Annotated in this window: 17 protein-coding genes and 1 riboswitch; of the genes, 5 read left to right on the top strand and 12 right to left on the bottom strand. The window is 39.8% G+C overall.

Annotated elements, in window-relative coordinates; translation table 11 throughout:
* Positions 1–43: 43 nt before the first annotated feature.
* From V7161_RS20975 to V7161_RS20990, 4 genes are all read right to left on the bottom strand, one after another.
* Positions 44–208 (bottom strand): hypothetical protein, encoded by a 165-nt coding sequence (locus V7161_RS20975; protein WP_335714819.1) that lies wholly within the window; start codon positions 206–208, stop codon positions 44–46.
* Positions 209–274: 66 nt separating this feature from the next.
* The gene (locus V7161_RS20980) at positions 275–1,423 is read right to left on the bottom strand and encodes a Ger(x)C family spore germination protein (RefSeq protein WP_335714820.1); all 1,149 of its coding nucleotides are present in this window, start codon (positions 1,421–1,423) and stop codon (positions 275–277) included.
* A 29-nt stretch (positions 1,424–1,452) separates the two neighbouring features.
* A complete protein-coding gene (locus V7161_RS20985; RefSeq protein ID WP_335714821.1) occupies positions 1,453–3,009 on the bottom strand; it encodes a spore germination protein in 1,557 nt (518 codons plus the stop codon).
* 30 nt (positions 3,010–3,039) lie between these two features.
* The gene (locus V7161_RS20990; RefSeq protein WP_335714822.1) at positions 3,040–4,137 is read right to left on the bottom strand and encodes a GerAB/ArcD/ProY family transporter; all 1,098 of its coding nucleotides are present in this window, start codon (positions 4,135–4,137) and stop codon (positions 3,040–3,042) included.
* 154 nt (positions 4,138–4,291) lie between these two features.
* On the opposite strand from V7161_RS20990, the gene V7161_RS20995 reads away from it, so the two are divergent.
* Positions 4,292–5,026, top strand: coding sequence for an SIS domain-containing protein (locus V7161_RS20995; protein WP_335714823.1), 735 nt, complete (start codon positions 4,292–4,294; stop codon positions 5,024–5,026).
* Positions 5,027–5,202: 176 nt separating this feature from the next.
* Here V7161_RS20995 and V7161_RS21000 read toward each other — a convergent pair whose 3' ends face one another.
* The 3 genes from V7161_RS21000 to V7161_RS21010 all read right to left on the bottom strand — a co-directional run bounded on the left by V7161_RS21000 (position 5,203) and on the right by V7161_RS21010 (position 11,326).
* Positions 5,203–8,232, bottom strand: coding sequence for an efflux RND transporter permease subunit (locus V7161_RS21000; protein ID WP_335714824.1), 3,030 nt, complete (start codon positions 8,230–8,232; stop codon positions 5,203–5,205).
* Between the two features lie 366 nt (positions 8,233–8,598).
* Positions 8,599–9,414: a 5'-methylthioadenosine/S-adenosylhomocysteine nucleosidase gene (locus tag V7161_RS21005; RefSeq protein WP_335714834.1), complete on the bottom strand. Its 816-nt coding sequence runs from the start codon at positions 9,412–9,414 to the stop codon at positions 8,599–8,601.
* Between the two features lie 164 nt (positions 9,415–9,578).
* A riboswitch (purine riboswitch) is annotated at positions 9,579–9,682 on the bottom strand.
* Between the two features lie 126 nt (positions 9,683–9,808).
* The gene (locus V7161_RS21010) at positions 9,809–11,326 is read right to left on the bottom strand and encodes a M1 family metallopeptidase (protein ID WP_335714825.1); all 1,518 of its coding nucleotides are present in this window, start codon (positions 11,324–11,326) and stop codon (positions 9,809–9,811) included.
* Positions 11,327–11,728: 402 nt separating this feature from the next.
* Between V7161_RS21010 and V7161_RS21015 the strand changes: the two genes are divergently transcribed.
* The 4 genes from V7161_RS21015 (at position 11,729) to V7161_RS21030 (ending at position 14,547) form a co-directional block, all read left to right on the top strand.
* Complete coding sequence (locus tag V7161_RS21015) at positions 11,729–11,896, top strand: hypothetical protein (RefSeq protein ID WP_335714826.1); 168 nt, start codon at positions 11,729–11,731, stop codon at positions 11,894–11,896.
* A 101-nt stretch (positions 11,897–11,997) separates the two neighbouring features.
* Complete coding sequence (locus tag V7161_RS21020; protein WP_420491651.1) at positions 11,998–12,510, top strand: hypothetical protein; 513 nt, start codon at positions 11,998–12,000, stop codon at positions 12,508–12,510.
* Between the two features lie 414 nt (positions 12,511–12,924).
* The gene (locus tag V7161_RS21025) at positions 12,925–13,452 is read left to right on the top strand and encodes an NUDIX hydrolase (RefSeq protein ID WP_335714827.1); all 528 of its coding nucleotides are present in this window, start codon (positions 12,925–12,927) and stop codon (positions 13,450–13,452) included.
* Positions 13,453–13,917: 465 nt separating this feature from the next.
* The gene (locus V7161_RS21030) at positions 13,918–14,547 is read left to right on the top strand and encodes a MerR family transcriptional regulator (RefSeq protein ID WP_335714828.1); all 630 of its coding nucleotides are present in this window, start codon (positions 13,918–13,920) and stop codon (positions 14,545–14,547) included.
* A gap of 113 nt (positions 14,548–14,660) precedes the next feature.
* On the opposite strand, the gene V7161_RS21035 is transcribed toward V7161_RS21030, so the two are convergent.
* The 5 genes from V7161_RS21035 to V7161_RS21055 all read right to left on the bottom strand — a co-directional run bounded on the left by V7161_RS21035 (position 14,661) and on the right by V7161_RS21055 (position 18,751).
* Entirely contained in the window at positions 14,661–15,356 is a 696-nt protein-coding gene (locus tag V7161_RS21035; RefSeq protein WP_335714829.1) for a glycosyltransferase, read from the bottom strand.
* A gap of 26 nt (positions 15,357–15,382) precedes the next feature.
* Entirely contained in the window at positions 15,383–17,185 is a 1,803-nt protein-coding gene (locus V7161_RS21040; RefSeq protein WP_335714830.1) for a glycosyltransferase, read from the bottom strand.
* 227 nt (positions 17,186–17,412) lie between these two features.
* On the bottom strand, positions 17,413–17,703 hold the full coding sequence (locus V7161_RS21045; RefSeq protein ID WP_335714831.1) for a hypothetical protein: 291 nt from the start codon (positions 17,701–17,703) through the stop codon (positions 17,413–17,415).
* Positions 17,704–17,795: 92 nt separating this feature from the next.
* Entirely contained in the window at positions 17,796–18,122 is a 327-nt protein-coding gene (locus V7161_RS21050; protein WP_335714832.1) for a hypothetical protein, read from the bottom strand.
* Positions 18,123–18,268: 146 nt separating this feature from the next.
* On the bottom strand, positions 18,269–18,751 hold the full coding sequence (locus V7161_RS21055) for a hypothetical protein (protein WP_335714833.1): 483 nt from the start codon (positions 18,749–18,751) through the stop codon (positions 18,269–18,271).
* Positions 18,752–19,143 lie beyond the last annotated feature (392 nt).

Consider the following 19,143-nt stretch of genomic DNA (forward strand, 5'->3'; position numbering starts at 1 on the left):
TAGTAATCCTCCGAAAATACGTCATAAGACCAAAACACGCCCCCTAAATAAAAGACAAAATGACCACTGCGATACTTAGTGCCAATCCAATGAACACGAGGCATGAAAAAACGGCCAATTCCTTCCTTTCTTTTTTTCGAAATAACCGCGGCGCTTCCCAGGCAAAAACAATAACAAAAATGAGGATGATCACTAAAATCTTAAACATATTCCATTCCTTTTTCATTTACAAAGTTTCTAGGCAATTTTCGCAAATGTCCTTGCCAAAATAGCCTTACTTAATTAGCCCGATTCTTCTTATAAAAGCTTTTGAGTCAATTGATACGTCCAATTGAGCAAATTCCTGTTCCCAATTCTTTTTATACCGGGTATTCCATTGTTTAGGATATTTCCGGTAAACAGCTTGTCCAAATCCGAATATGTCTGAGCGAAAATCGTTTTGAGCCTTATTTACGACCAACTGTAATCGATCTTTAATTTCATTTTCAACCTTTTCCTGTAAATCCTCGATTATCTTCGTTTCAAATAACTCTAGCTTTGAGTCATTCTCGATCACACTATACTCGGAGGTAATCTTAACTGTCATCCTGAGGTTTCCATGTTTTATGGCAGGAACCAATTTCGCTTCCGCTCTGACGATTTCCATACTGACATATCCGCCCCCCTTTTCCTTAGGTACATCAACAGTTATAATCCCTGCTTTCATTTCATTCCGAATCCATAATAGCCCACGAGTTTCCACTGGAGTCATCCAGCCTGCCAACTTGTCTTTTTTGAAGACTGCGATGCCATTTAAAGCTTGAATTTCCCCTGATTTATCTTTTGTCTTTACTTCAAGGGGCTTTAACGAAAACTGAGGGGCAAATGGCTCTAGACCATCTGTTAAAAGCATATTGAGAAAGTCCCTGACATAAATTTTCATTCCAAGATCCTGCTTAGCCAGTTCCTTCATTTCTTCGGCCGAAGCACTTTCAAATCTCGGCATACTTTTAAGAATTTCTGAGGCTCTTCCCTTTGTAAACATAATAAAACTGTTGATGCGGGGTTCAGCATACCTTGTGTGAAAATCGATAATATGGGAAACCCCCTTTTTGGCCAAATCCTCACTAACCAATAGGACCCTGCTTTGAGAAAAAAAGATCCGTCTCGGCAGCTTTCCTTGAATATTGCGGTATGCTTCGGAAACGGTCCTGCCCGTCTCTGAAATGACAATGGTGCTTTTTCCGACGGTACCTCCTCCTACCGCCGGCCCCAGCTTGGATGGGAGGGCAACTTGAAGGGATAAGCGAATCTCGTCCCCTTTCACAAGGTCTAATCCAATAGCGGTAACAATGGCAATATCGTTAATTTCAACACGGTTCCAACAGCCTGTAAGCAAAATTACTGACATGACCAATAGCGAAAGCTTTCTTATCACTCTCATCCGAACCATCCTGTCCTTGTAAAAACAACCTAGTATTTACGTCTTCGGTATCGTAACCTCTTCAAATTGGTTTTTCCCGTTTCCTGTGGACGCTCATTCATCATCCACCATGGAACGCGGATTAATAAATCTTTCACGTTATTAAAATGAAAGGGAGCTAGAGGAGCTAAATAGGGAACACCAAAAGAGCGAAGCTGCACGAGATGAACCAAGATAAAAAATACGCCAAGGAAGATACCGTAAAACCCTAGCGTTGCAGCTAGAAAAATCATAAAGAAACGAAGAAGCCGGATCGCTCCTGTTAAGGGATAGCTGGGAAACATAAAAGAAGCAATCCCTGTCGTCGCAACCACAATGACCAACGGTGCCGAAACGATTCCAGCCTCAACCGCGGCTTGCCCGACAACCAAGGCCCCCACAATACTGACCGTCGATCCAATCGGTCTGGGTAATCGTAAACCCGCCTCCCTTAGTGCCTCAAACGTAATTTCCATTAACAAAGCTTCTATTACCGCAGGAAAGGGAACCTTTTCCCTTGAGGCCGCAACGCTGAATATGAGATTGGTTGGCAATAACTCGTGATGAAAGGTGGTGACAGCAATATAAATGGATGGAAATAATAATGCTACGATTAAAAACAAATACCTGATAAATCGAATAAAGGTGGTCATGATAAACCTTCCAAAATAATCTTCCGGCGAATTCATCATTTGAAAAAAAGTGACCGGTACAATCAAGGCAAAAGGACTATTGTCCACGATTATCGCAATTCTCCCCTCGAGAAGATTTCCGACCACCCGATCTGGCCGTTCCGTTTGCAAAATCTGTGGAAACACGGAAAAGGGTTGATCCTCAATAAACTCCAGAATGTAGCCGCTGTCCTCAATCGCATCGATTTCAATCCGCTCGATTCTGCTCCGAACTTCCTCTAGTATAGAAGGCTCCGCGATTCCTTCAAGATATGTAATAACTACTCCCGTGTTAGACAGCTTACCAACCTTCATCATTTCAAATTTTAGTTTGGATGTTTTTAAACGTCTTCGAATCATACTGATGTTCGTTGTGACATTCTCCGTAAACCCTTCTCTTGGCCCTAATACAGTAGCTTCCGATGCAGGCTCCTCAATCGAGCGCTGTTCCCATGCCTGCTCGCTGATAAAAATGGCTTTTTGAAAGCCGTTGATGAGTAAAACTGTGCTCCCCGATAAAATATGATCAATTGCTTCCTGAAAGGTTTCCCCCAGGGTGACTCGAGCCGCACTAAGCAGCGCTTTAAAGTGATCAATGGTTGGATAGGGGGGCAATAATCCCGCCTCATGCTTTAACAATGGCTGGATCACATGTAACTCCATTCTTTCAACATTGATTATTCCGTTCAGGTATAAAATAACGGCCGGATATTTGGGAGTTATTTCAATCTCCCGATATACGAAATCTCCCGCTGCTTCAAACAGCTGCTTAATCTGTTGAAAGTCATCCTGAAGACGGCCTGATAATAAAACCGATTCAGGTTGATTTTGATTTTCGTTTTGCTGACTTTTTTGTTTTTTAGAACTTAATTTTGTAGTCTTGCGAAACAGACTCAAGTATCGGCACCACCCTCATTAGCCAAGCAATTATATATGGCCCATTTTTTTTCGAATAAAAGCGATGCCAAGGAATAAAATTGGCATGATAATTTGCAACAAAGTATGAACATAAGGTACATACACCTTAAAACCAAATTCTAAATGTTCAACATAACTCGATGCGGTGATGAGCGATAAGGGGGGAACAATGGACCCAAGTCCAAGCAGAACAGAACGAGTTTGTTTTAACTTAAATAATTGAGAAATTCCAACTGCAGCTCCAAAAAGAAACGCCCCTACCTTAAAAAACACTCCGGCTACCATCATTAAAATGACCAGGGCATCGAAGCGTTCCAGAAAGTCTGCTACGGAAACCATTTGCGTAGCAGAAAGAAGAGTAAAGATATCATGACTGTAAATTTCCGGCCCTAAGACGGAAATCATCATAATCGAATTAATGGTTAAGAGAATGCCTCCAACCAAAAGGATGGACATCCCAATCCTTCGTGCATACTGCTGCTTTTTTAAGAATGGAAAAAGCATCATGATAACAATGGTTTCTCCAAATGGAAAATTGACTGCTACAGGAAAGGTTTGTTTCAATAAAGGTTTAACACCCCTACCAAGGATCGGGGTAAGATTTTTTATATCAAATTGATCCACGCTAAATAATAAAACCCAAATCAGGATAAGGGAAAAAATATAAACGGGAAAAATGATTTCAGCCATACGGCCAAGGGTTTCAACCCCGCCCCGCAAACAATAAATGATGAGCAGCATAAAGCTTCCAATCACTACTATAATAGGAGTTTCAGAAAGAATTGTCGTGACGATCAGATCCCCTAATTCTCTTCCCGCTCTAGCCGCCGAATATGTAAAGTGAAGGATATATAACACAATGACCGGATAAGAAAGGTACTTCCCGATAATCTTTGGAAGCATTTGAACAAGGGAATCCCCCGGATAATAAGAGGCTAATTGCGTGTAAACAGCCATTAAAATCAAACTGCTCAACATTCCGATGGTGATAAAAATCCAAGCATCCTGCTTCGAATCCAGCCCTAACCCTAAAATAATCGCCGTTCCTAACACATATCCAGCCATTAAATAAAAAAGTTGGAGTCCACCTATTTTTTCCTTATTCATTTTTAATCTCCCTTAACACAAAAAGCTATTTTAAGGCTGAATTCATTTTTTGTAAAAAATGATTTTTTACTTAATATTTTCCAGTTAGGGAAATGTTATACACAAGAGTATAGTATAGTTAAGCAAGCTATTCGTAGTCAGGAGCTGATCAAAAGTGCTTACACAATATTTCGCAAAAACAAAAGAAAAAATCGAGCAAGTCGAGAATAGTGAAAAAGCAAATCTCAAGAAAGCGGCTGAAAAAGTCGCTGAGGCTATTCAAAATGGTGGGATCGTTCAGCTATTTGGCTGCGGTCACTCACACATATTAACGGAAGAAGTTTTCTACCGTGCCGGCGGCCTTGTTCCAATTAAGCCCATCCTTGTAGAGCCATTAATGCTGCACGAAGGAGCACTACGTTCCTCTCAGCTTGAAAGACAGAATAACCTTGCCGAAGAATTTTTGAAGGATCAGGATTTCCGCCCAGAGGATGTTGTTTTCGTTTTATCCACTTCCGGTCGTAACCCTGTTCCGGTAGATGTTGCCCAAGAAGCACAAAAAAAAGGAACCTTTGTGATCGGAATCACCTCAATGGAATATTCACAAAGCCAGCCATCTAGGCATAAAAGCGGGCACCATCTCTATAACTCCGTGGATTTAGTTATCGATAACCATGCTGCAAAAGGTGATGCGGCGTTATCGTATGAAAAGGTTGCCGTTCCGTTTGCTCCGACTTCAACCGTTGTTGGTGCTGTCATCCTAAATGCGATTTTCGCCGAAGCGATTAAAATAATGGCTGACAATGGCAATGAACCGCCGATCTTCTTAAGCGGCAATATTGATGGATCGGATGAACATAATAATAGGCTGGTAGAGCAATATAGGAGCAGAATTCCACTTTTATCATAAAGTTGGTTTGTCTATTTTTTAAGGCACATTGTCTATTTTTTATGGGTGTTTGTCTATTTTTCATAGCCCGTTGTCTATTTTTTTAGGAGTTTTGTCTAATTTTTAGGCGGTATTGTTTATTTAGACATAAAATGGAAAAAACCAAGGGGATCCCCCTTGGTTTTTTTCAAAGCCCCTTATGCGGTTTCCTTCTCCACAATCCCTTGACGGCCTTTTCTAAAAAATCTCCCCTTAATAGACTTCATAATATGATAGGTCGTAGGCACAATCACCAAGGTTAAAAGCGTAGATGTCAACAACCCGGAGATTACCACAATCGCCAGTGATCTCGAAATCAATCCGCCATCACTCGATAGCGCCAATGGCAACAGCGCCCCAATGGTCGCTAGTGCCGTCATCAGAATCGGACGAAGGCGGGTTTTTCCTGCTTCCAGCAAGGCTGCTTTCAACTCCATGCCCTTCTTCTCATTCTGCTTCACACGCTCCATCAAAACGATTGCGTTCGTAACCACAATTCCAATTAACATCAAGAACCCTACCAAAGCTGGCATTCCAAGTGCTTGATTCGTCAAATACAATCCCAGCAGTCCGCCAGAGAACAAGAATGGTAACGAAGACAGAATGGCTACTGGCATTAACATATTTCCAAACGCCACCAGCATCACGATAAACACCAGCACCACAGCAACGGCCATCGCAATCGTCATATTTGTGAAGCCTTCATTCATCGCCTGCGCCTGACCTTCAGAATGGTACGAAACCCCTTTTGGCAGATCCAAGGTTTTTAATCGCTTATCTACTTCTGCCTGCACACCGGAAGAATTGTCCGTCGTAATCCGTCCTGTAACTTCCACATATTGCTGCTGATTTAGGCGGTATAAGGCGGAAGGACTTGGTGTTTTTGTAAGAGTGGCCACTTCCGAAAGGCTTACCTGCTGCCCCAGAGGATTGGTCATTTTTTGACTCATAATCTCATCAAACGAATCAGCTGACTGGCCCGCCAAAGACAATTGAACATTCGTTGTTTTCCCGTCCACTTGCATGTCGCCCACACGATCCCCGGCGATAAGCTCTCGCACGTAGCCGGCAACCATGATTGGGCTCAACCCTTTTTCTGCCGCTTTGTGATCATCAATCTCTAAGTGAAGCTGTTCCTTCACGCCCGAAAGATTCGATTCCACATTTTCCAACCCATCGATGCCCTTAATTTTTTCGGTAATCATTTTTCCGGCCGTTTCTAAATCTTTGGCATTTCCACCCTCGACGATTAACGCTAACCCGCTTGTACCGGCAATTCCAACTGGTGTAAGCGCGACTTGCATGTCAGCATCCAGTTTCTCAACATTTGCTCTTACTCTTTTTTCAAAATCAACTGTTTGTTCCTTCGTAACATCCTCTTTTAAATCAATCGAAAAACGAATATGTTCCCCATTCACAACCGTTTGCAAATGATTGATATCTTTTTCGCGTCCTAAAATATCTTCTACCTTAACGGCTACGGCATTCGCTTTATCCAGTGATGTCCCATCAGGTAAATCTCCCGTTAACCGGTAGGAAAGGGCTTTTTCCTGCGGTAAAAAGTTCTTCGGGATCATCGGAACTAATGCGAGCGAACCGGCGAACATCACCAAAGCCGTAACCACCGTAACAGCCCGCTTATTTAACACCCATGACAGCACATTTTTATAAGCTTTTTCAAAAATGGTCTCCTTGACTTCTTTATGTTTAATCTTCAGTAAAAATAACTTAGCCAATAACGGCACGACCGTTAACGAGACAATCAAGGAAAACGCAAGCGCTACGATGACTGTAATGCCAAACGGGGCAAAGAATCGGCCAATGATCCCTGGCACAAACGACAGCGGTCCAAAAACGGCGATTGTGGTAAGGGTCGACGAGGTAATGGCGCCTCCTACTTCTTTAGCTGCCGTCAAAACCATCCGTTCATCACGTTTCGGGCTTGATAACGTCCGGCGGTACACATTTTCAATGACGACAATCGAGTCATCGATAACGCGTCCCACAGCCACAGCAATTCCGGCAAGCGTCATCATGTTTAAGCTATAATCTAAATATTTCATGGTGATCATTGAAGCCAAAATCGATAACGGAATCGAAAGAACGGCGACAATTGTTGCTCTGATATTGCGAAGGAAAAGGAACGTGACAATTACCGCAAACAAGGTTCCCAGTAACACTTCCCGCAGCATCCCATCGACAGATGTTTTCACTTCTTTTGACGTATCATATAATTTCGTTAATTTGTACCCAGCCGGAAGTTCGAGCCCATCCAGCTTTTCCTTTGCCTGATTCACCACTTCGACGGTATTGGAGCCTGGATGTGCTTTCATTTCTACTAGAACAGCCGGCTTTTCATTTAATCGAGTGTAAACTGTTTCCTTTTTATTGCTGTAAGAAACAGTGGCGATATCTGATAAACGCACGTTTTGAACGCCCGTTGGCCCTTGCGCCAAAATTTGAATTTCTTCAACATCCTTTACGGAATTCAACTTGAAATCAGCTTGAACATTTAAGGTTTTATCGTCCACATTGACCTGCCCGGCTGGAAATGAGAAATGGTGAGCTAAAAACGTTTGCTTAACCGTTTCATACGAAATCCCGAAGCTCTTCATCTTTTCAGGATCCAGCTTGACCGCCACTTCCTTTTCGGTCTCGCCGGAAATATCGATGGCCCCTGCTCCATCGATTCCGGTTAAGGCCGGTTTGATTTGTTCATTAATATATTGTGTTAGATCGGATTGATTAGCGGTGTCCGATGAAAGCGCAAATTGAAATACCGGTGCTGCCGATGGACCGTCTTTTAAAATTTGGGGTTTTTCAGCCCCTTCCGGCAGATTGATCGTTGCGACCGCTGTGGTGACATCCTTTTCCGCTTCATCCATATCCTTGCTCATCTCAAATTCAAGAATCCCCACAACCACATTGCTGTGCGCCTCTATATACAAATTATCCAGTTTCTTAATTCCCGAAAGCGTGGTTTCCAATGGCTTCCCGATATCCTCTAATCCCTGTTCTGGAGTGGCCCCCAAATATGGAACCTGGACCACAATATAAGGAATATCGACGTTCGGCATCGACTCCATCTTCATCGTTTTGACGGAATAAATGCCGCCTGCAATCACCATCAACATGGCGATAAAAATAACCCCTGCATTCTTTAAAGAAAACTTAATCCAAGACTGCATAACTTCTCTCCCCTTATGTTTATTTTTCCATCCCCTCGCGGACTGGTTTGATTTTCCTTTTTCATTATAGGTTTTCCAACCGGCCATCAACCTCGGGCGGCTGCTGTAAAATTGTCTGCGACTTGAGACCTAGTCGACCCCGGCTTTTTAGGATTTGTTCCTCACGGTGCCCTTTGGACAATTTTTGAAGCATATTGGACATTTTTTAGCAGGCTTTGGACAATTTTGATTGCACATTGGACATTTTTTGGAGCTCTTTGGACAATTTAGTAACCCTTATGGACAATTAAACAAAAGATGGAAAAGCCAATACACAAAAAAAACACCCCCGCCAGTACCGAGGCGGGGGTGTCATTCAAAACACAATTATTTACTTTCAATCGTATCAATATATTTTTTGACTACTTCAAAAACGTATTCCTGATTAGCTGCAGCCGTATTTGGGTTGTATTGGCCGCCATTAGTTTTATTGTTCGAAAGCACCCGGATACCCAAGAATGGTACATCATATGCCTTAGCAATTTGTGCCGCTGCCGCACCTTCCATTTCTTCTACAGAAGTACCATAGTTATCATGGAACCACTTGATTCGATCCACTTCATTATTCCAAACATCTGCTGAACCAATTGTTCCTTCGACTACTTTGCCTTTCGTGTACTTATCTTTCACAGCATTCGCTGCCGCCAGTAAATCCTTATCTCCCTCATAATAACGAATCTTTTCAGCATTCGGATCGGACCCGCTTCCTTCAGAAGCCATCAAGTCCATCGGAATCCATTGACTTGGATCCATTCCTTCGTATGCATTCTTGGTTTCTGTTTTTAACGAACCGATGTTGGTCACTCTTTTTCCTAAAACAATATCAAAAACATTTAAGCTTGGATCATGTCCGCCAGAAGTACCTTGGTTGATGATGGCAATTGGATTATATTTTTCAATCGCCACGGCTGTAGCTGCAGCTGTATTTTCCATCCCCTTACCGGTTTTCACTACGATAACAGGATAATTGTTCAGCTTTCCTTTATAAAAAACAAACGTTCCGGATTTCTCTACCTTCACTTTTTCTAATTTATTCGCAAAGTTTTCCGCCTCAATCGGCATTGGGCCTTGAATGATAATCGGCCGCCCGGCACCCTCTACTACGGTTTCATTTTTGGATTTGAATCCAGCAAATACAGCCAGTAATAACACAGCCACCGCAACAAATACAGTATATTTCTTCAAAAAAAGCTCCCCCTTGTTAATAGACTCGAAATCTGGAGCCAATGAAAAAGGTCTAGAAAGGTAGATAAATTCTACCTTCTAGACCTACGAAAGTTAAAGTATTGACAAAAAAGCCGAACAATCCGCCCAATACTTTAACTCGTAGTCTAGCTCTTTCAATGGGAACCAGGTAGAGACGCTCAGACCATATTACCGAGCATATACGAGTCACGTTATTTATAATTATTACTTTGTTAATATAACAAGTCAGCGAGGAATAATCAATATAAATACGAACATTAATGTAAAATAACTATAAATCGTTCGTATTTATGGGAGATTTTATCAAAAGGCGTGCCAATATACCTATCCTTTAAAGTGAAATCCAATCCCCCAGTGCCTTTGGGTCCTTTATTTTAAAATAGGCTCTAGTATAGCGCAGCCATTCGTTAGCATCTACTTCCTTATAGGCATATAAACGATAATAGTTTTTCAAGTAATCCAATGCACGGTCGGCGTTATTGCCTGAAAGCGCCCATAATTTTAAGCTCGGAATTTCATATACGGATGCACTGTAGGTTAAAATATTCTCCGGTTCAAATTCCTTGAGCGAATAATTGGAAGGAACAATCTTTCCCTTGTCTTTGGCCATCTTAATATGGTCATCTGCTGCTGCAAACACGTCAGCAGGAGCTTGTTTTTCATTTTTTATGAAAAATAAATACGTCGCAAAATTGGTGGTGCCTTCATCAATCCAAGGCGTATAGGACGGATTGCTGCTGACTGTCCCATAGAACCATTGATGGGCCATTTCATGGACGACGGCAAACGTGTTTGTGTTCCCCTGTGCTACTGTGACAATCCCCGGGTACTCCATTCCTGATTCATCCATGATGATATCCAGCTGTTTATGAGGATACTTCCCAATGTTTGCATTAAAGAATTGGAGAGCTTTCTTGGCCAATTCCAAGTATTCGGCTTCATAAGCTTCGTCCTGTCGATTACTAAAGACACGGATCTCCGTTCCATCCACTACGGCAGATTTCATTGGCATTCCTTTTACGATCGCCATATACACTTCCTTAATATTGCTTCCAGTGATGGTGCCCTTCGTCACCAATTCCTTCGGGTCATCGTCCGCCGAGCTCACGATGGCATATTCTTCTGGAATATCATATTGAATCGTAAAGTCGCTAAAATCGGTGTGATAAGATTCCCCGTGCAGCGAAAAATCCGCTTTATCCCATCCGGAGCGGTACGTGGAAACAAGCGGGTACCATTCCGCTAAATAATATTTTCCCATTACCTGTGAAAAACGGGCCCCGTTCTCTGGCAGTTTAAAACTGTAGGTAACCGTTACTGGCACATTTTCCTTTGGTTTAAGAGATTCATTTAATAATATTTGCAGCGTGTCTTTTTCAAGATTGTATTGTGCAGTCTTCCCTGCCACTTGAATCCCCCAAATATGTACTTCCGCAGAGCTTTGGAGATGTATCGGCTTATTCTTTTCGGTAAAATAATTGGGGATAAAATGAAAAACAAGATCCTCCCAGCTATCCGCCGATAAATTTTCTACCTGGATATTGGCCGTTACTTGAAACTGCCCATCCTTCTCAGCTTTTACCTTCAGATCATATTTTGCTTTATTTTCATTCGGTCGAGCATTGGGCTTGAATGTCGCAAGCGACTCCATTGGAAGACTTGGATCCATTTTAACCGGTATGGAGTGCTTGAAAGTCACTTTTTCCTCCATAGGCAGCTGTTCCTTTTGTACCACTTTTTGCGGTTGCGCCTGTTTTCCCTTAGTCTTCTCAGCCTGATTCCCATTCACCTGACTTTCACATCCGCTAAGCACCGCCAATAAAGCCATGACCCATATAAAATACTTCATATTAGCCCCCCTTTTTTTTAAATAGACGGAGGATTTAGTCGCTTTGATACAGATTTTGGAAAAATTTTCATTGTAATGGGGTTTGTCTATTTTTGAGGGTGGTTTGTCTATTTTTAAGGGGATTTTGTCTATTTTTTTACTGGGTTTGTCTATTTTTTTCGTGAGTTTGTTCATTTAGACAAAAAACGGTAAAAGCCAAGGAACTCCAGTTAGTCCGTTGAACCCCTCTGTTATTAATCACATTTATACCGTTATTAAGCTCTTAAACTTAGGAAATGTGACAAAAATATTAACATTCTTACTAGATGACTTTTAATTCCCATTTTCTGTGATATATGTCACACTGAAATAACTTAAAATCCCTTAATATCATCTTAAGTTATTACAAAAGGGGGAAATAAAATGTTTGTAGCTTGGTTGATTGTAATCAGTACATTTTTAATTTGCCTATATGCAACAGTCATTATCATCAATGGCCTTAAAGAAAAAGAACAACAGGAATTAGCAGAATTGCACACTCAACTTCACATAGCCATTAATAATACAGAAATAATGAAACAAGCAATCTAGATATTTAAAACAGCTTCCATTTGGAGCTGTTTTTTTATTGCATGTGCCTTCTTAGAATAATCACCGCTTCGATGCTGAATAATAGGGTTAGAGGTGATCATGTGACAAAAACAATCATTCTCATTAGCTGTTTGTTCATGTCCTTCAGCATCCATTCATTACATGCCCATGCCGATTTTCCAAGATTAACGGCTGAATGCAAAGAAATGGCGAAGCTGCGAGATGACCAATATACAACGCTCGTAATGAAGGATATTATGTCAGGCTTCAACCTGGATATTGACGACAGCAGCTATATAGAGATAACCGACAGGGATTTGGATGCGGCAAACCTTATCTACGGCGGCAAGGAAAATGATGACTATTATAACTCGTTAAAACAGCACTTTATTGTGGCATCACGCGGAAAGCCCAGATTATTTGTGAAACCCCAGGAATTATATCTTCTTTACAAAGAACCTGATAACACCAACGTCATGGTCCATTTTAAGCTCAAGGATTCCAGATGGGAAGTCATCGAACAAAAAAAGAAAAGCGGCAAGGAGATTGCATATAAACTTCTTAACTGTGAGATAGAGTACCTCAATAAGAAAAAAGAGTATTACGCGGATTAAAAGAAGCGCTGCAGGAACTCAGGCAGCGCTTCTTTATCTGCTTTCCAAGCTAAACAGGTTTCATTGTTTTCCAATTAATATCCAGTAAATGACGTTATCTTCAAAAGTTAGGTAGTAATTGTCTGAAAATATGTCTTAAATGGCCTAAATTATGTAGTAAATTTTTAAAAAACCGACGTTTTTCCAATTATTATCCAGTAAATGTGGTTATTTTCGAAAATTAGGTAGTAAGTGTCTAAAAACATGTCATAAATAGCCTAAAATATGTAGTAAGTGCCTGAAAATATGTAATAAGTTGCCTAAAATATGTAGTAAATAAATGAAGGATGATAAGTTAGCTTCTTGCTCTCCCTTTTCCATATATACCTATTCGCGGTAAAATAGAAATTATGTTGAAATGGAAAGGTGATTAATATGACTTGGAAAATTAATAGCTCAATTAATGCAAAAATAGACCGCTTCGGGGTGATTTTAGATAAGGTCAGTCTCCCAAACGGCGATGAAAAGACCTTTTCCTATTTAGATTTTGCTAAAGGAGTTTGTGTTCTGCCCATTACTGAGAACAATGAAATTCTTTGTCTAAAGCAATATCGCCATGCTATAAAAAGCTGGGAGTGGGAGCTGCCTGCCGGGATGATTGAGCAGGAAAATGATTCTCCCGTGGAAACCGCCAAACGAGAACTGGAGGAAGAGACAGGCTTTAAGGCTGAACATTGGCTCGATCTAGGAAGCTTCTACCCGTCCCCAGGCTCAACCAGTGAGGAAATTCATCTATTTGCAGCAGCCGGTTTAACAGCATCCGAACAAAACCTGGAAAACAGTGAACAAATTGAATTACATAAACTATCAATGGAAGAATTGAACTCCTTGATAAAAAATGGAGAATTTAAGCACGGTGCAGGGCTAGCAGCTGTATTACGGTATAAATTAATTGTGGATTAATGGTTGTGGAAGAAAAAAGGGCGGAAATATCAAGTGTTATGCACCCTTGATTGGCCCATGTGGACAAGTTTGTTAATATCTCAGGCGATTGTTTCCTCATAAACAGTTCATGAGGATAAGTTTGTTTATAACTCTGATAATTTTGTCCTCATAGACAGTTCATGAGGACAATCTTGTTTATAACTCCATTATTTCTGTCCTCATAGACGGCTCATGTGGACAATCTTGTTAATAACTCAACCGGTTCTGTCCTCATAAATGGTTTATGGGGACAAGTTTGTTTATAACTCAGGCGATTTGATTATATGAAGTGTAGTTTGTCCACATTTGATTTAAAAAGGAGGTAAAATGGAGCAGCTTTTTCAAAACAACATGATTCAAAACTACCGATTTAGAAGCTTGGGTAAGAAATAAAAAGGAAACCCTCGGCCTCAAATAGAAGTGTTATAGCGGAGGTGTTATGGAATGACAGTTAAATATTCCCCTGCCGACGTACAGGAATTGCTACAGGTTGACAGCAATACATTACGGAAGTATGCCACTCTCTTAGAAGGGCATGGGTATCACATACACCGTAATAATAGAGGCCACAGATGCTATTATGAGAACGATGTTATCACACTCCGCAAATTAATTGAATTCAGCAATCAAGAGGGCATAACCCTGGAACAGGCTGCCGAAGCCGTAATGGTCTGGGTTTCACAAGAAAGGAAAACGACAGTCGTTACGGATGTAGTTCCGGTTGAGACAACAATTGATCAGAATAAGGAGCAAGTTCCAATAAAAGATACGATTGATCAGGATAGGGAACTGGTTCCGATAGAAGCCACAACTGACAAGGATATGGAGCATGCTCCCCATCATGCTGAGCTTTTGGAGCGTATAGAGCATTTAGAGCAAATAAACTTGGATTTAATCAAACATTTGAAGGAAAAGGCAATATCAGAAGCGATGCAGGAAGAAAAGCTTAATGAAATCATGAAGTATGTAAAAAGAGCGGAGCAACTAGAGGAAGAGCGATATAAAGTGATAGAAGAGACAAAAAGGCAGATTGCCGCCACCCGCCAAAAAAGATGGTGGCAATGGTGGAAATGAGAATGCTGTGGTAGATATGACCTCCAAAAAAGGACTTAATCTAATGGATTGATATTGAAGTAACTTTATCAATTATGCGAAACAATAAAAAGAGCCGCCAATCGGGCAGCAAGTTAGACTCTGAGATTCATACTTTTTGATATAAGGGACTGAAAATCTTCCGTATAGGCGACTAATTCTCCCCATTCCATTAGATCTTCTTCTTGAATCTTCCACGTGTGTTTTTCTGCTTCGTGCCGAATGACGGCAAAATGATAGCGATCAGTAGAATAGATGTTAAACCCCTTCTCTTTACATTGCTCTATGAAAAAGTAATCCTCCGCTCGATTTACTTTTTCAAATTGAACATGCTGAAACACCTCTTTTTTAAACATTAGTGTGGCTCCAGCAACAGTGTCAGAGATGGAATTCTCAGCACCGGAAACATGTATTAAAGCCTTCTTGTTTTTAAAATAAATATATACGGAGTTCTTGCCGATTATGGATACATTTTTCTGTTTAAAGACATCCATCGAACTCTTGATATAATCGGGACCATAATAGTCATCGTCATCAAATTTTGCGATAATATCATATTTTGCTTTGATGATCCCAAAATTTAAGCAGTCGCCTAAAGTTGCATTTTCATGCAGCTGATAAACCTGAACATTGCGATATTTCTTTGCCTTTTTGATCCACTTATCAATGTCCATCGTGTCTTTATTTAGGATCACAATCAGCTCTTTATCCTTCCAGGTCTGCTGTTGATAATTTTTGAAAACATTATGGATATTTTCTTCTCTAATAGTACAAGTAATAATGGAAACCACCTATTTCCCTCCCTCTGCCTAGCTTTCTATGAATTCATAACCTTTTCCAAAAAGGTAGTTAAATTAGTGAATTTTTTAAGAGTCTTGATCGAATCGATATCTTTTTGAAGCTCTTTTCTGCCCCGTGTGCTAAAGCCTGCCGCCCCCAAGATATTAATGTGACGGATATCAATTTGGAGTAAAAGGAAGATAGTTTTCAGTATATGAATAAAGTCTTCCTGGAATTCTTTATACTGCTCTGAATAGGATTGCACCAGAGCCTTGTACTCTTTTAAGACCTTATTCATCGTAATTAAATCGGCAAGTTGGGAAAGCTCTAATCCAAGAATGAGCACATCAATGTCATCATGTTTTGATATAAAAAGCTCCAGGTTATTTATGGCTTCTTTCCATCTGCTTTTTCCTACAGGATGCTCTTGATGGTAGGTGATAACATCGTTTGTGACAGTATACTGAGCACCCATTTTATATAATCGGTAACCTAATTCCCAATCTTCGTATCCGTACTGGACAAAGTCTTCATCAAACAACCCGGCTTGTTCAATAAAGTCTTTGCGGATGGAAACATTCCCTGTCAGAAAAGCCATCCAGGGAAACATAAATCCGTCCATGTTTGCGTTAAAATGTTTGGCAATCGTCTTAAACCACGAATAAGATTTAAATACTAGATCCTTATAGGTTTTACTAGTAATTTGGTTTTTTTCTAATAGCGGATACGGTTCTTCACATGGTAATGTAACTTGTCGTATCCTCTGCTTTAACTCTTTATTATGTTTTGCTAAGGCTTTGATTTTGGTAATGGTATCCGTATCAAATTCGGGAAAGATACAGGAGTAAATCTTTTTCGAATGCATAACTCCTGACAAGATAACCTTGTTTTTTTCTAGGTGGTACTTATGATGTTTTTCTACAAAATCCGGTTCTGCAATCATTTCAGCATCAAGAAAAATGAGAAGGCTGCCTCTTGCTGAATGAATGCCCAAATTCCGTACCTTCGCTCTTCCAAGATTGCTTTCATTGCGAATATATTTAAAGTGAAAAGGAGGTGAATAATCTTTTAGTTTCTCTTCCGTTTGGTCTGTTGAAGCATCATCGATAAAGATTACTTCCATTTGTGCCGGATTGAAGGTTTGTTGTTCGAGTGAATATAGGGTAAATAGATTTAGGGGAAATTTATTAAAAGATGGAATGATGATACTTACTTCAATAGGTTGGTTCTTTTTCTTTACTTTACTTGAGTTACTGCTTTTTTGAGAATTCTTGGTGCTGGATGGCAACGCTCTTGCCTTTGATTTTTGCAGCCAAAGACCATAAAGCCCTTTTTCATTCCCTATAAGCTGATGATTCATAGTAGGCTTAAGTTGTTCTTCTGTCCGGGAATGGTCCCAAAGCCGGATCTCTTTAATCTCCCCATTAAAGAGGTGATCACCCATAATCCCCGCTGGGAAAACATTTCTTTTAGGACTTCGTTCACCACTTTTAACAAAATTACCATTAATAAATAAATAAGGCCTTCCATCATCGTAGACGACAGCAAAATTAATGAAATCATGAATTTTTGTCTCATAGACTAACACGGCATAATGATGAATATCCGTATGTTCTATGACGGTTATTCCATTACGACCAACCGATACACTAATTCCAGCTTCATCATAATAAGCAACATGTCCTGGCCCAGTGATATAATTTTTACCTTCTGTGTTTGCTGGCTTTTCTCGTGATTGTTGGTCAATCGGCTGAACGCTTTCTGGCTTCACCCAAAACTCATACGTGAACGAATTTTTTAGTTTGGTTAGCAAACCTTCGTACATGCCATTTCCTAACATGCTGCACCACCTCATTTCCATTTATAAAATAACCAGTCCATTGGTCAAGCTTTTACAGAATATGAAGTTTATTAGCTTTTGACTAAACTAACACCTATGTATATCCAACATTTTTCCTGGGAGTTGCAGAGTGTCGAAAAATAAAAAAGAGCACTTGGAGGCCCTTTTTTTAAAAAACAGGAAATTATTTTTCACTATTCCATGTGTATGATAATTTAAGAAAATGTCTAGAACCAGCTTCTTCTTCTTGGCTCGGACCTATCATGTGATGTTGTTTTATTTTCAATAGATGTACTAACTGGTTTCTGGTTTCTCTTACTCTTTTCTATTAACCGATCAAGTTTTTGAACGGCCCTTTCAAGCTCCAATTCTGTTAATTCTCCTTTGGCATATAAGCTGCATAACATGCCATATGCGATTGCTTTCGTATCAATATCTACATGTACAGTTAAATCCACATCGGAGTTTCCGCTGTTTCTAATTAAACTATTCAATTGATTTTCGCTCAGTCTTTCCAAATTTCACCCTCCTTATCTAGCATAAAAGGGATACTAGATAATAGTATCAAGTATCCCTAGCACGACTATCCTTTTAATAAAGGAGCATTATATTAGTATTTATGTTTGTCCTTGCCTTTGTCTTTGTCTTTGTCTTTGTCTTTGTGTTTCTGCTCCTTGTGGCCATCCTCAGACTCTGCATTAGCTTTTGAACGTACTTTTGCACGAGCATCACTATCTACGCAAATATCAATGGAAACACTAGAGTTTCCACTGTTCGTAACTGTAGCTGTTGCAGAGTTAGTATTTTTGTCTTTTAAACTAACCTCTGTTTCATTTTCTGCTTCATTTTCAACTTTATTTTCTACTTCAACATTATTTTTTACTTCATTATTACTTTTGCTGCTTTTTTTACTAGAACTCTTTTTTTCTTTTCCCAAGATGATGTCCCCCCTTTCGAATTCGGATACTATAATTTATTCATAAAACTATTAAGTGTTCGTACAAGTAGATATATGAATGCGGATTTTTGTAAAAGTTTTGGTAGAAAAAGAAAAGGGTCCCCAAAAATAATTTCGGAGCGCCCTTAGGATTTACATTTTATTATTTTCCGGTGCAGCGGAAGTAAGAAACTATATACTACTAAATACAATGGGATTGACAGGATAAAGCTCCATCCATGGACTTTCATGTATCCTGCCTTCCTCATCCCCCATTCAATTAAAGTAGATATAATAGTAAAAATAATGACTAACATCCATTTGTTAGTTTTCTTAAAATAGTTTAAATAAATAACGGCAAGTGAAGAAGGAATTAAACTGTAGCTTAAAAACTCACCTATTCCCGTGACTTTCGGGTTGCCAAAATCCACGAGATCGAACATTTTTCCAAATAACGAATCAGAAATCCAAGCAAAGTAACCAATGAATCCAAAAGTAATATAAAATTCTCGCCAACCTATCTCTTTTTTAGGCATAAAAAGAGCATATATAAACAACAGCAACGATACCGTAATCGGCAGCCAGCTTCCTTCTGCATGTAAATCTAAATTCTTCGTGATCGAATTCAAGGACATCACCTCGTATTTAGTATTTCCAAATCTAAGGTGAATATTTCTAATTTAAAATCAATTGATAACAATAACAACTAAAAAATGACGTTATGAAAGTTTGGATTTGGGCCATAAGAATTCGTTTGATTAGTTAGTAATCAACATTGATATATAAGCATTTGCTCTCATATTCTTTAAAAAAACGGTTGAAAGTATACAGATAGGAATAATAGTGAGGTTAACTATAATATGGAAAAAGAAGAGGTATTGAGGGAACTCTGTTTAGTCTTAAAAATAAAAAAAACTCCGAAGGGATGACTCCGACCAACGAGCGAGCAGTTAACTGCCGATAGCTCTTCCAATTGAGCTAAACCGGCATAAATAAAAAAAATTTCGCTATCGCGAAAAAA

This window comes from Neobacillus drentensis (assembly GCF_036965425.1).
Classification (GTDB): domain Bacteria; phylum Bacillota; class Bacilli; order Bacillales; family Cytobacillaceae; genus Neobacillus; species Neobacillus drentensis_F.